This window comes from Rhodoferax sp., from assembly GCF_023700745.1.
In the GTDB taxonomy this organism is placed as follows: Bacteria; Pseudomonadota; Gammaproteobacteria; order Burkholderiales; family Burkholderiaceae_C; genus Rhodoferax.
The window spans coordinates 56,971-69,416 of record NZ_JAMPYG010000014.1; the positions used below are offsets into that span (position 1 = coordinate 56,971).

The window sequence follows — 12,446 nt, forward strand, 5'->3', positions numbered from 1 at the left end:
TTTTCCTTGTTGTTCAGTCAGCCAGGGCGCGACTGACCACTTCGCGCACGTCATTGCTCAGGTCGGACTTGGCTGCCACGCGCTTGAGGGCCTCATAGGCCGCGTGTTGGTAAGGCTCGGCCAGTTTTTTCCAGCGGTCCAGTGCCCGTGCCAGGCGCGCCGCCACCTGCGGGTTGATGGCATCGAGCGCCAGCACCTGGTCAGCCCAAAAGACATAGCCTGCGGCATCGGTGCGATGAAAAGCGCCCGGGTTGGCGCTGCAGTAGCTGAAGATGACGCTGCGCGCGCGGTTGGGGTTGCGGATGTGGAAATCGGGGTGTTTGAGCAACTGGCGCACCGCCGGCAGCACCTGGCCGCCGCGGTCGGTGCAGCCCGACTGCAGCGCAAACCATTTGTCCAGCACCAGCTCCTCGGCCTTGAACAGGCTGTGAAAACGCGCCAGCGCAGGTGTGGCCAGCGCATGGCCGCTGTGCACCAAGGCACTCAGGGCATTGAAGCGGTCGGTCATGTTGTCGGCGTCCTTGAAGCGCTGGTAGGCCTTGCCGGGCCAGATGGTATCGCCCGTGTTGCGGGCCGCCAGGCACAGGTAATTGAGCGCAAGACCCGCCAGGGCGCGGCGGCCACTCGACAGAGTGTCGGGGCGGTAGCCACCATTTTGGCCATGCGCCTCGTAGGCCCACTGCCAGTCAGCGCCCAGCTCACAGGCCAATTGCTCGCGCATGGCTTCGCGCACCGCGTGGATGCGTTGCGGGTCGACCACATCGAGCTGCTCGGCGATGTAGCTTTCTGACGGCAGCGTGAGCACCAATTCCTTAAAGGCGGCGTCCAGCGCGGGATGGCGCAGCACCGAACGCATGGCTGAAACAAAGGCCGCATCGAGGCCGCTCGCCGCAGGACCGACCGCCTGGATGGCCTGGATGGCGCTGCGCAAGGCCAGGCGCTGGCCGGCTTCCCAGCGGTTGAACGGGTCGGGGTCATTGGCCAGCAGCGTGAGCAAGTGCGCGTCGCTGTAGTCAAAGTCAACAATCACCGGGGCGCTGAAACCGCGCAGGATGGACGGCACGGGTTCCTCAAGCACGTTCTCAAAGGTGATCGATTGCGCCGCCTGGGTCATCACGAACAGGTGGCTGTCGGCCGCAGTGGCGGCGCTGCCTTGAACCTGCAAGGGCAGGGCGGCACCGCTGCTGGCGCCGACCAGCCCCAGGCTGACCGGGATCACAAACGCTTCCTTGGCTTCCTGGCCCGGTGTGGCCGGGCAGCTCTGGGCAAAGTTCAGGGTGTAGCTGTGCGCCTCTGCGTCATAGTGGCCCGTGGTGGCCAGCCGGGGCGTGCCGGACTGGCTGTACCAGCGCTTGAACTGCGGCAGCAGCTTGGCCAACGCGGCGTCCGGGTTGGCATCGGCAATGGCCTGGGCAAAGTCATCACAGGTCACGGCGCTGCCGTCATGGCGCGCAAAGTACAGCGTCATGCCCTTGGCAAAACCGGTGCGGCCGACCAGGGTCTGCATCATGCGCACCACTTCGGCACCCTTTTCGTAGATGGTGACGGTGTAGAAATTGTTGATTTCGATGTAGCTGTCGGGTCGCACCGGGTGCGCCATCGGGCCGGCGTCTTCGGGGAACTGGGCGGTGCGCAGCACGCGCACGTCCTCGATGCGCTTGACGGCGCGGCTTGACGCGTCAGCACACAGGTCCATGCTGAATTCCTGGTCGCGGAACACCGTCAGGCCTTCTTTCAGGCTGAGCTGGAACCAGTCGCGGCAGGTGATGCGGTTGCCGGTCCAGTTGTGAAAGTACTCGTGGCCGACCACGCTCTCGATGTTGGCAAAGTCGACATCGGTGGCGGTGGCCTGGTTGGCCAGCACATATTTGGTGTTGAAGACGTTGAGGCCCTTGTTTTCCATGGCGCCCATGTTGAAGTCGCTGGTGGCCACAATCATGAAACGTTCCAGGTCCAGCGGCAGGCCAAAGCGGGCTTCGTCCCAAATGACCGAGTTGATCAGCGACGTCATCGCATGCTCGGTCTTGTCCATGTCGCCAGGGCGCACATAGACCTGCAACAGGTGGTCTTTGCCCGCGCGCGAGGTGATGCGTTGTTCGCGGCACACCAGCTGGCCCGCGACCAGGGCAAAGAGGTAGCAGGGCTTCTTGTGCGGGTCAACCCAAGTGGCAAAGTGGCGGCCGTCGTCAAGCGCACCGCTGTCTGTGAGGTTGCCGTTGCTCAGCAAGACCGGGTACCTGGCTTTGTCGGCACGTAGCGTCACGGTGAAGCTGGCCATCACATCGGGGCGGTCCAGGAAGTACGTGATGCGGCGGAAACCCTCGGCTTCACACTGCGTGAAGAACGAATCGTTGCTGACGTACAGCCCCATGAGCTTGGTGTTTTTGGCAGGCGCGCAGGTGGTGAAAATCTCCAGCTCGAAGCTGCCCTCGGCGGGCAGGTTTTCCAGCACCAGCTGGCCCGCATCCAGCTTGAAACTGGTGCCGGCGCCATTGACCAGCACGCGCGCCAGGTTCAGTTCGTCGCCGTCCAGGCGCAGCGGCTGTGCCGGCACGTCGGGGTTGCGGCGCAGCGTCATTTTGTTGAGCACGCGGGTCTTGGCGGGGTCGAGGTCGAAGCTCAGGTGGACGGTGTCGATCCAGAACGCCGGGGCGCTGTAGTCTTCCCGGCGGATAACCGCAGCGGGGGTGTTTGCATCACGAAGTAGCGACATGCAGAGTCTCCAGGAAATTCGAATTCAAGAGTTCATGGTAATTGCGCACGGTGGCAATCACGTGGGGACCGGCCAGCTGGGCCGGCGTGTGTGTGCTGCAGACGGCCACCGCCCGCATGCCGGCACGGCGCGCTGCTTCAATGCCGAAAGGCGCGTCTTCAAAAACAATGCAGCCGGCCGCGCTGGCGTTCAGCTGGCGGGCCACCTCGAGGAAGATGGCGGGTTCGGGTTTGCCGGGGTGGCCTTCGTCACCACCCACGATCGCTTGGGGCTTGGGCACCAATTGCAGGTGCGACATGGCAAACGCAATGTTGTGCTGGTCACCTGCCGTGCCCACGCCCAGCTTCAGTTCGCGTGCCTGCGCCTGCGCGTAAAAGGTCTTGAAGCCTGCCACCTCTGCAAAGACCGGGCCAAAAAGCGCACGGTAGATCTGCTCTTTTTCTGCAATCAGGGCCCAGGCTTCGTCTTCCGCGATGTCACGTTGGAACAGTTCACGCATGCACTCGGTTCCTGTGCGCCCGGTGGTGCGGCGCATCAGGTCGTCCAGGTCAATGCGCAAGCCGTGCTGCTCGGCAAAAAGCGCCCAGCTTTGGGCGTGGTAGCCCATGGAGTCGATCATGGTGCCGTCCATGTCGAAGATCAGCGCTTCGGTCATCAGACGCCCTGCTTCAAAGAGGCTTCGATGAAGGGGTCCAGGTCGCCGTCGAGCACTTTTTGCGTGGCCGAGGTCTCGTAGTTGGTGCGCAGGTCCTTGATGCGGCTGTTGTCCAGCACATAAGAGCGGATCTGGTGGCCCCAGCCCACGTCGGTCTTGCCGTCTTCGAGCTTTTGCTGCTCTTCCTGCTGCTTGCGCAGCTCGAAGTCGTAGAGCTTGGAGCGCAGGCGTTTCCACGCGATGTCGCGGTTGCCGTGCTGGCTGCGGCCGTCCTGGCACTGCACCACGATGCCGGTGGGCAAGTGGGTCAGGCGCACCGCCGAATCGGTCTTGTTGATGTGCTGGCCGCCCGCGCCGCTGGCACGGTAGGTGTCGGTGCGCACATCGGAGGGATTGATGTTGATTTCGATCGAATCGTCAATCTCGGGGTAGACAAACACGCTGGCAAAGCTGGTGTGGCGGCCACCCGAAGAGTCGAACGGGCTCTTGCGCACCAAGCGGTGCACGCCGGTCTCGGTGCGCAGCAGGCCAAAGGCGTATTCGCCCTCGACCTTGAACGACGCACCCTTGATGCCGGCGGTGTCGCCCGGGGTTTCGTCTTCGATTTCGGTCTTGAAGCCCTTGCGCTCGCAGTAGCGCAGGTACTGACGCAGCAGCATGCTGGCCCAGTCGCAGGCCTCGGTGCCACCGGCGCCAGCCTGGATGTCGACAAAACAGTTCAGCGGATCGGCCGGGTTGTTGAACATGCGGCGGAATTCCAGGCCCTTGACGATCTCTTCGAGCTTGGTGGCTTCTTCTTCGATGTGATGCAGGCCGGCTTCGTCGCCTTCTTCCTTGCTCATCTCGAACAGTTCAGTGTTGTCGGCGAGTTCGCTTTCCAGTTCGCTGATGGTCACGACCACGCCGTCGAGTGCCTTCTTTTCGCGGCCCAGCTCCTGGGCGCGCTTGGGGTCGTTCCAGACCGTGGGGTCTTCGAGCGAGGCGTTGACGGTTCTCAGGCGTTCAAATTTGGCATCGTAGTCAAAGATACCCCCGTAATTCAAGGGTACGGGCGGTCAAATCGGCTAATTTTGTGCCAAGGGCGTTGATGCGTTCTGCTTCCATGATGCGGGTCCTGGTTGGGTGGAATTTCAAATAACCTGCTATTTTCTCATGCCGGGCTAAAGCATGAAGCGTTCCAGCAACTCAGCCACAGCCTGCGGCTGGTCATGGTGCAGCATGTGGCCGCAGTTGGGCAGCTCGACCCGCTCCAGTTGGGCCACGGACTTCAAGCGTTCATGGTGCTCTGCCCTGGTGTATTGGCCGCGCCACAAGAGGGCGATGGTGTCTTCGGCGGCTTCCACCATCAATGTGGGCGCGGTGATGCAGCGCTGGATGGCCAGCATTTCGTCGACCCGGTAGAGCTGGGCATTGGCAATTTTGTGCGCGGCTTCGCCCAAAATGGACCACTGGCCCGGCGCCAGTTCGGCGGACCAATGTGCCGCCAGCCAATGGGCCTTGTCGGTGCCCAGGCGGGCGTTGGTTTTGATCAGGCGTTGGGCCACGGCTTCGAGCGAGTCGTAGGTCTTGAGTTGCAGCGCGCCGGAGTTGAACTGCTTCACGCCGTCAAGCCATTGGGTATAACGTCCCGGGGCCTGTTCAGCCCGCGTAGCGGGCAGGCCGAAACCTTCCAGGTTGACCAGGCGCCGTGTCCGCCCGGGTCGCACCCCGGCGTAAATCATGGCCACGTTGGCGCCCATGCTGTGGCCCACCAGATTCACGCTCTGACCCGGTGCAAAGTGGTCGAGCAGGGCATCCAGGTCGGCCAGGTAGTCCGGAAACCAGAAGGCGTCAGCGCCGCCGGATGGGGTCAGGCCAAAGCCGCGCCAATCGGGCGCGATGATGAAGTGGTCTTCGGACAGGGCATCGACCACAAATTGGAAGCTGGCCGCCACGTCCATCCAGCCGTGCAGCAGCACCAGCGGTGTTTTGTGGGGTCCGGCTTCGCCCCAGCAGCGCACGTGGTAATTCAAACGGCGTATTGGGACAAACTCGCTATGGGAAATTCTTTTCACTTGGTACATTCGACCGATCATAAGGAGTCATTGCATGTCAGTCAGTCAAGCCAGCGACAAAGTTGCTCTTGTGCGCGCCGGCAGCGCTCATGCCTGGGCTCTGCCACCCGCCTATGCCGGGCTGCACGGGGGCTTTGCCTGGCAGGTGCCAACGTATTTCAACATGGCGCAGGCCTGCTGTGCGCGTTGGGCAACGCAGCCGGACGCGTTACAAAACACAGCCATTCACGACTGTCAGCCCGATGAGGCAAGCCGTTCATATTCCTATGCCGAATTGCAGGACCAGGCCAACCGCCTGGCCAATGTGCTGACGGACCTGGGGGTGTTGCCGGGGGACAGGGTGGCCATCGTGATGCCGCAGCGCTTCGAGACCGCCGTGGCCTACATGGCGGTGCTGCAAATGGGGGCCGTGGCCATGCCGCTGTCGCAATTGTTTGGTCCGGAGGCGCTTGAATTTCGCTTGCAGGACAGCGAGGCTGTTGTGGCGATCGGTGACGCCCAGACCCTGGTAAACGTGCAGGCGGTGCGTGCCAGTTGCCCGGATCTGCGCCAAGTGATCGGTGTCCGGCTTGATGCCCAGACTCGGACGCTGGCCGACAAAGCCTATGAACCGGCGCTGGCAGCCGCCAGTGACCAGTTTGATCTGGTCGAAACCCGCGCCGATGCGCCAGCCATCCTGATCTACACCAGCGGCACTACCGGTAACCCCAAGGGCGCGCTGATTCCGCACCAAGCGCTCATTGGCAACCTGACCGGGTTTTTGTGCAGCCAGAACTGGTTTGGTTTTGCCATGACGGCCACGCCAGCTGACAGCTTGCAGCAGCTGATCAACCCGGAACAATTACCTGCCGGCTCCGAAGCCGTATTCTGGAGCCCCGCCGATTGGGCCTGGACCGGCGGCCTGATGGACGCACTGCTACCGGCGCTCTATTTTGGCCGCCCGATCGTGGCGTTCAATGGCCGCTTCGGCCCGCAAGTGGCACTGGAATTGCTGCGCGACTTCAGCGTCACGCACACGTTTTTGTTCCCGACCGCGCTCAAGGCGATGATGAAAGCCTGTCCCGGCCTGCCTGGTCAGACGGTCCATGCGCAGTTCGGCCTCAAGTTGCAAGCCATCATGAGTGCCGGCGAGGCCGTGGGCGACGCGGTGTTCGACTACTGTCAGGCACAGTTGGGGGTGACCGTGAACGAGATGTTCGGCCAGACCGAGATCAACTACATCGTCGGTAATTGCGCCGCCCTGTGGCCACCCAAACCCGGCAGCATGGGCATGGGCTATCCCGGTCACCGGCTGGCGGTGATTGACGATGCGGGCCTGGAGTGTGCAGCCGGCGAGGTGGGCGACGTGGCCGTCAACCGCTTTGATCGGCATGGCCAGCCGGACCCCATCTTCTTTTTGGGCTACTGGAAAAATGAGACCGCCACCCAGGCCAAATTCACCGGCGACTGGTGCCGCACCGGCGACCTGGCCAGCCGCGATGCCCAGGGGTATCTGTGGTACCAGGGCCGCAGTGACGATGTGTTCAAGGCCGCGGGCTATCGCATCGGCCCGGGCGAGATCGAGAACTGCCTGGTCAAGCACCCGGCTGTGGCCAATGTCGCGGTGGTGCCCAAGCCCGACGTGGCGCGTGGCGCGGTGGTCAAGGCCTATGTGGTGCTGTCGCCAGACTTTTTGACTGCCCGTGTCAACTACGCAGGAACCCAGGACCAGTTTGAGGCTGAATTGATCGAACAGCTGCAAGCGCACGTCAAGGACAAACTGGCCCCCTATGAATACCCCAAGGACATCGAGTTCCTGGAGGCCTTGCCCATGACCACCACCGGCAAGGTGCAGCGCCGGGTACTGCGGCTGCAGGAAGAGGCGCGGGCGCTGGTGGCGGCAGCGGCCACAGCCGTAAGCCCGTAAACTATAAAAATCGGCTGCAAAGCCTTTTTTTATTGAAATCACGCATGAAAACCATTCAACTGGGTCAAAGCGACCTCCATGTCACGCCCATCTGCCTGGGCACCATGACCTTTGGCGAACAGGTCGACGAAGCCACCGCTTTCGACATTCTGGATCGTTCACTGGAACGCGGCGTCAACTTCATCGACACGGCCGAAATGTACGCCGTGCCACCCCGCGCGGAAACCTTCAACGCCACCGAGAAAATCATTGGCAACTGGCTCGGCCAACGCCCCGGCGCGCGGCACAAGCTGGTCATGGCAACCAAGGTTGCAGGCCCGTCGCGCAACATGTCGTGGATCCGTGGCGGCAGTCCGGATTTAACTGGCAAGGACATTCTGGAGGCCTGTGACGGCAGTCTGAGACGCCTGCAAACCGAGGTGATCGACCTGTACCAGATCCACTGGCCGGTGCGCAGTGTGCCCATGTTTGGTGGCCTCTATTATCACCCCGCCAGTGGCAGCGAGGGCACCTCCATCCATGCCCAGCTGGAGGCCTTGAACAAGTTGGTGCAGGCGGGTAAGGTGCGTGCCATCGGCTTGTCCAACGAAACCCCGTATGGTGTGCATGAGTTTGTGCGGCTGGCCGAGCAGTATGGCCTGCCCCGCGTGGCGACGGTGCAAAACGGCTACAGCCTGCTCAACCGCAGCGTTGAAAATGCCCTCGATGAAACCATGCAGCGCCTGCATGTGTCACTGCTGGCCTACTCGCCGCTGTCCTTCGGTCTGCTCACGGGCAAATACGATGCCACCGGCCTGACTGGACCCGGCACATCGCCTGAAGCCCGGTTGACCAAATTTGAGTCGAGTCGCAAGCAGCGCTGGGGCCGCCCCGAGGCGCTGGCTGCAGCACGGCGCTACAGTGCGCTGGCGCGGGACCACGGCATGACACCGACCCAGCTCGCGCTTGCGTTTTGTTACACCAAGTGGCAAGTGGCCAGCACCATCATCGGCGTGACATCGGTGGCCCAGTTGGATGAAAACCTGGCGATCTGGGGCACCACCCTGGCGCCAGAGTTGCTGCAAAAAATTGATGCCATTCGCTGGGAGAGTCGCGATCCGGCGATGTAACCGGGCGCGCTGTAAGCCCGCTGGTTGGCATTTTCAAAATTTTTAGTGAAAGAGGACTTGTATGAGTTTGGTTCAGTTGATCTATGTGAGTGATCTGGTTGGTGACAACGAGGCAGAAATTGCTGCCATCCTGAAGTCCAGTGTGCGAAACAACAGCAAAAATGGCCTCACGGGCATGTTGCTGTACTCGCACGGTAATTTTCTGCAGGTCCTGGAAGGTGAAAAGGACGCTGTGGATGCAACCTACCAGCGCATTTGCCAGGATGCACGCCACCGCAACACCATTGTGCTGACCGAGGAAGACGTGACCCAGCGGCATTTTTCCAACTGGAGCATGGGTTACCGTCAACTGGGTCCGGAGCATGTCGCCAGTTTGCCCAAATACGCGCCTTATTTTCAGTATGGATTTGACACCTCGGCCATCAAGGCCAAGCCGGGTGTGGCGCTCGAAATGCTGGAGTTATTCAGTCAGGGCATGATCTGATTTTCTGGCCTTGGCATGGCAAAAAAAGACCACGTCAGTCTGACACCCGCTACCCGGTTCCTCAAGGCCAGCAAAGTGGCCTTTACCGAGCACCCCTACGCCTATCTTGCGCATGGTGGCGCGCTGCACAGCGCCTCAGAACTGGGCTGGGACCCTTATGCGGTGGTCAAAACGCTCATCATGCAAGACCAGGACGGCAAGCCCCTGGTGGTGCTGATGCACGGCAACCGCAAGGTGTCGACGAAAAACCTGGCACGCCAGATCGGGGCCAAGTCGGTCGAGCCGTGTGCGCCCGAGGTGGCGAATCGGCACAGCGGCTATCTGGTGGGGGGAACCTCGCCGTTTGGTACCCGGCGCACCATGCCGGTTTATGTTGAGTCGAGCATTCTGGCGTTGCCCAAAATCCTGATCAACGGCGGGCAGCGGGGTTATCTGGTGGGTCTGGAGCCGCAGCTCTGCGTGACGCTGCTGGGCGCTCAGGCTGTGCAGTGCGCGCTCGCTGAGGCCTTGTCCTGACACTGGCAAAATAGCGCCATCGCACCCCGACCTTGGGGTGATCAGGAGTTGCATTGGAATCCATACAGAAATTTTTACCGCTGTTGGCGGTGTTGGCGGCTTACCTGGTCGGGTCGCTGTCGTTTGCGGTCATCGTGAGCCGCGTCATGGGTCTGAGTGACCCGCGCACCTTTGGCAGCAAAAATCCCGGCGCCACCAATGTGCTGCGCTCCGGCAGCAAGGCGGCGGCCATCCTGACCTTGTTGCTCGATGCGGCCAAGGGCTGGCTGCCGGTGGTGCTGGTTAAATGGTACGGTCCGGCCTATGGACTGGGCGATGGCACTTTGGCACTGGTCGGACTGGCCGCGTTTCTGGGTCATGTGTTTCCGGTGTTTTTCAGGTTTTCCGGTGGCAAGGGTGTGGCCACAGCGCTGGGCGTGCTGCTGGGGTTCAGCGGCTGGCTGGGGCTGGCCACGGCCTCGATCTGGCTGCTGATGGCGGTGGTGTTTCGCTTTTCGTCGCTGGCCTCCATCACGTCAGCGCTGCTGGCGCCGGTGGTGTATGTGCTGGGTGATGGCGGCTTGTGGATCATGAGCAAAAGCGTGGCCCTGTGTCTGGCCGTGATGTCGCTGTTGTTGCTCTACCGCCATGCCGAGAACATCAATCGCCTGTTCAAGGGGACGGAATCAAGGCTGGGCAAAAAAGCCGCCGCTCGGCCCGTGGCGCATGCACATGCGCACGGACACACCAAGCATGGCCACCGGCATCCGCCCCATCGTGATCAAAAAATCCACCCGAAAAATGATCACCCATGAAACTCTGCATTCTTGACAACGACGTTCTGGACCCGGCGGTCGCGGCGACCTACATCGGCTACGGCGCCATGTTCGAGCGTTTGCTGCGTCAGGCGGGGGCCGAGGGTACGTTTGATATTTTCAACACCGTCAGGGGTGAATATCCGGCTTCGTTCGAGCCTTATGACGCGGTACTGCTCACGGGCAGCAAGGCCGATTCGTTTTCACAGGAGCCCTGGGTGCTCGCGCTTAAGGACAAGGTGCAAGCGCTCCTGGAGGCCAAAAAAAAGCTGGTCGGCGTGTGTTTCGGTCACCAGTTGATTGCACTGTGTCTGGGCGCCAAGGTGGGCCGTGCACCGCAGGGCTGGGGTGCCGGGCGCATGCGCTACCAATGGCGTGCGCCTGATCTGCCGCAGGCGCAGGGCCGCGAAGAGGTGGCGTTATTGGCCAGCCATCAGGACCAGGTGTTTGAGCTGCCCCAGGGGGCCACTCTGCTGGCCAGCAGCGATTTTTGCCCGGTGGCGGCGTTTGCAGTCGATGACCACGTTTTTTGCGTGCAACCGCACCCCGAATTTGTTGAAGACTACAGCGCTTTTTTGCTCAACAAACGGCGCGCCATGTTTGGCGAGGAGAAGTACCAGACTTTCACCCGGAGTCTGGCCAAGGGGCATGACGGCCAGGCGGTGGCGCGCATGATGGTAGCGTTCATCAACCAATAAACCGCGTTCCGGGTTCAGCCGGGGCTCGCGTACCATCAGCCCGGCCGTGCGCCCAGCTGCAGGATCAGGTGGTGGTTCAAGTGCTCCTGAACCCCGGAGGCGGGCAAGGCTGCGGTAATGGTCGGGCTGCCGTTGTAGCTTGAATGCAGGCTGGGCGGACGCATCAGTTGACCTTTGTCGTTGAGCACAATGGCGATGTCGGGGTGCTTGTCCTGGTTGCGTCGGCGCATGACCACGCCCACGGTGGCGTTGTCAAGTTGCACAAAAGTACCGGGCGGGAACAAACCCACCACCTGCATCAGCGTCTGAGCGACCTGGTTGTTTTGTGCGCTGCTGCTGGCGACGATGCTTTTGGCCGACTCGGTGGCGCTACGTCCCGCGCGTGACTGCCGCGGGCTGATCATGGCGGCATAACGGTCGACCACATTCAGTATGTGTGCCAGGCGCAGCGGTGCCGGCAGGTGCAGCAAATCTTCGCCCAAGCTCGTCTCCTGATGGTGCTGGAGCACTGTTTGCAGCCAGAGTGCATCGTCGATGCCCAGTGTGCGCAACAGATCCTCGCCGCGTGCTTCATGGGTCTGCAAGGCTACTTCCTGCTCCGGTGTCGGCCGCCCGCGCTGGTTGGCCAGTTGGTTTTGCAAGCCGGTCATGGCAATGTTCATGGTCAGGGCAGCACGTACCAGACTGTCGCGCTCGGTCTCCGGCAATTGAATTTCGCGGGCTACCAGATGACACAACACGGCACACACCAGCGCGTGCGAGGCGCTGTAGCCCACTGGCGAGTGCGAGGCCAGCTGAAACAGCAGGTACAGCGCGACGTCGGTGTCGTGCTGGATCAGGTTTTGCATCCAGCGGTCGTATTGAAGAATGCGCGCGGCAAATTCCCTTGTCTTTTGCGGGTGGAGCAGCAGCATGGCCAGGCCTGCTTCCAGGTCGGACCAAAGACCGAGCAGGTCTTCGTACTCGTCCTCGGTCTTCAAGACAAAACTCATGAGGCAGCCACGGCCCGGACCGGATGACGCACTTGCTTAATCGCGGAAGTTGTCAAAGCTCAGCGGGATGTCGGTGATTTCCTTGCGCATCAGCGCCATGGCGGCCTGCAGGTCGTCGCGCTTGGTGCCGCTCACGCGCAGCTTGCCGTCCTGGATGGCGGCCTGCACCTTGATCTTGCTGTCCTTGATGATGCGCTGGATTTTCTTGCCCAGTTCGGTCTCGATGCCGTCGCGCACCTTGATCACCTGCTTGACCTTGTCGCCGCCCATTTTCTGCACGTCGCCCTTGTCCAGAAAACGCACGTCCACATTGCGCTTGGTGAGTTTGTTGCGCAGGATGTCCTCGATCTGGCTGAGCTGGAAATCAGCGTCGCCGATCAGCGTGATTTCCTTGTCCTTGAGTTCAATGGCAGCCGGCGTGCCCTTGAAGTCAAAGCGGGTGGTGATTTCCTTGGCTGTATTTTCAATGGCGTGCTTCACATCGACCATGCTGGCTTCGCAAACGGTATCAAAAGAGGGCATAAG

12 protein-coding genes are annotated in these 12,446 nt (G+C 61.5%); 6 read left to right on the forward strand and 6 right to left on the reverse strand.

Annotated features, from left to right (window positions below):
* Window positions 1–13: 13 nt before the first annotated feature.
* From pepN to NDJ10_RS11585, 4 genes are all read right to left on the reverse strand, one after another.
* Complete coding sequence (gene pepN, locus NDJ10_RS11570; RefSeq protein WP_296162334.1) at window positions 14–2,713, reverse strand: aminopeptidase N; 2,700 nt, start codon at window positions 2,711–2,713, stop codon at window positions 14–16.
* A complete protein-coding gene (locus NDJ10_RS11575; RefSeq protein ID WP_296162336.1) occupies window positions 2,697–3,368 on the reverse strand; it encodes an HAD family phosphatase in 672 nt (223 codons plus the stop codon). The genes pepN and NDJ10_RS11575 overlap by 17 nt, the downstream gene beginning before the upstream one ends.
* Window positions 3,368–4,472, reverse strand: a protein-coding gene (prfB, locus tag NDJ10_RS11580; protein WP_296162338.1) for a peptide chain release factor 2 whose coding sequence is annotated in 2 segments (ribosomal slippage) — window positions 3,368–4,390 and window positions 4,392–4,472 — 1,104 coding nt in all. Because the reading frame shifts where the segments join, the coding sequence is not laid out codon by codon here. Before prfB ends, NDJ10_RS11575 begins: the two co-directional genes overlap by 1 nt.
* A gap of 56 nt (window positions 4,473–4,528) precedes the next feature.
* Entirely contained in the window at window positions 4,529–5,431 is a 903-nt protein-coding gene (locus tag NDJ10_RS11585) for an alpha/beta hydrolase (RefSeq protein WP_296162340.1), read from the reverse strand.
* Window positions 5,432–5,456: 25 nt separating this feature from the next.
* Between NDJ10_RS11585 and NDJ10_RS11590 the strand changes: the two genes are divergently transcribed.
* The 6 genes from NDJ10_RS11590 (at window position 5,457) to NDJ10_RS11615 (ending at window position 10,929) form a co-directional block, all read left to right on the forward strand.
* Entirely contained in the window at window positions 5,457–7,328 is a 1,872-nt protein-coding gene (locus NDJ10_RS11590; RefSeq protein WP_296162342.1) for an AMP-binding protein, read from the forward strand.
* A gap of 44 nt (window positions 7,329–7,372) precedes the next feature.
* Window positions 7,373–8,437, forward strand: coding sequence for an aldo/keto reductase (locus tag NDJ10_RS11595; protein ID WP_296162344.1), 1,065 nt, complete (start codon window positions 7,373–7,375; stop codon window positions 8,435–8,437).
* A 61-nt stretch (window positions 8,438–8,498) separates the two neighbouring features.
* Window positions 8,499–8,921 (forward strand): BLUF domain-containing protein, encoded by a 423-nt coding sequence (locus NDJ10_RS11600; protein ID WP_296162347.1) that lies wholly within the window; start codon window positions 8,499–8,501, stop codon window positions 8,919–8,921.
* A 15-nt stretch (window positions 8,922–8,936) separates the two neighbouring features.
* Entirely contained in the window at window positions 8,937–9,437 is a 501-nt protein-coding gene (locus NDJ10_RS11605) for an aminoacyl-tRNA deacylase (RefSeq protein ID WP_296162349.1), read from the forward strand.
* Window positions 9,438–9,499: 62 nt separating this feature from the next.
* Window positions 9,500–10,231 carry a glycerol-3-phosphate 1-O-acyltransferase PlsY gene (plsY, locus tag NDJ10_RS11610; protein ID WP_296162395.1) on the forward strand — a complete coding sequence of 244 codons (732 nt, stop codon included), beginning with the start codon at window positions 9,500–9,502 and terminating at the stop codon, window positions 10,229–10,231.
* Window positions 10,228–10,929 (forward strand): amidotransferase, encoded by a 702-nt coding sequence (locus NDJ10_RS11615; RefSeq protein ID WP_296162351.1) that lies wholly within the window; start codon window positions 10,228–10,230, stop codon window positions 10,927–10,929. The genes plsY and NDJ10_RS11615 overlap by 4 nt, the downstream gene beginning before the upstream one ends.
* Before the next feature lie 35 nt (window positions 10,930–10,964).
* Here the strand turns inward: NDJ10_RS11615 and NDJ10_RS11620 are convergent, their stop codons facing one another.
* Both NDJ10_RS11620 and NDJ10_RS11625 read right to left on the reverse strand, forming a co-directional pair.
* Entirely contained in the window at window positions 10,965–11,921 is a 957-nt protein-coding gene (locus NDJ10_RS11620; RefSeq protein ID WP_296162354.1) for a phosphodiesterase, read from the reverse strand.
* 36 nt (window positions 11,922–11,957) lie between these two features.
* Window positions 11,958–12,443, reverse strand: a complete 486-nt coding sequence (locus NDJ10_RS11625) for a YajQ family cyclic di-GMP-binding protein (RefSeq protein WP_296162356.1) — start codon at window positions 12,441–12,443, stop codon at window positions 11,958–11,960.
* Between the last annotated feature and the right edge of the window lie 3 nt (window positions 12,444–12,446).

What these genes read in the sequence shown, in the direction of transcription:
- NDJ10_RS11585 (WP_296162340.1), bottom strand. Translation starts at nt 5,431, where the DNA reads ATGTACCAAGTGAAAAGAATTTCCCATAGCGAGTTTGTCCCAATACGC.
- NDJ10_RS11625 (WP_296162356.1), bottom strand. Translation starts at nt 12,443, where the DNA reads ATGCCCTCTTTTGATACCGTTTGCGAAGCCAGCATGGTCGATGTGAAG.
- pepN (WP_296162334.1), bottom strand. Translation starts at nt 2,713, where the DNA reads ATGTCGCTACTTCGTGATGCAAACACCCCCGCTGCGGTTATCCGCCGG.
- NDJ10_RS11600 (WP_296162347.1), top strand. Translation starts at nt 8,499, where the DNA reads ATGAGTTTGGTTCAGTTGATCTATGTGAGTGATCTGGTTGGTGACAAC.
- NDJ10_RS11615 (WP_296162351.1), top strand. Translation starts at nt 10,228, where the DNA reads ATGAAACTCTGCATTCTTGACAACGACGTTCTGGACCCGGCGGTCGCG.
- NDJ10_RS11620 (WP_296162354.1), bottom strand. Translation starts at nt 11,921, where the DNA reads ATGAGTTTTGTCTTGAAGACCGAGGACGAGTACGAAGACCTGCTCGGT.
- NDJ10_RS11595 (WP_296162344.1), top strand. Translation starts at nt 7,373, where the DNA reads ATGAAAACCATTCAACTGGGTCAAAGCGACCTCCATGTCACGCCCATC.
- NDJ10_RS11590 (WP_296162342.1), top strand. Translation starts at nt 5,457, where the DNA reads ATGTCAGTCAGTCAAGCCAGCGACAAAGTTGCTCTTGTGCGCGCCGGC.
- NDJ10_RS11605 (WP_296162349.1), top strand. Translation starts at nt 8,937, where the DNA reads ATGGCAAAAAAAGACCACGTCAGTCTGACACCCGCTACCCGGTTCCTC.
- NDJ10_RS11575 (WP_296162336.1), bottom strand. Translation starts at nt 3,368, where the DNA reads ATGACCGAAGCGCTGATCTTCGACATGGACGGCACCATGATCGACTCC.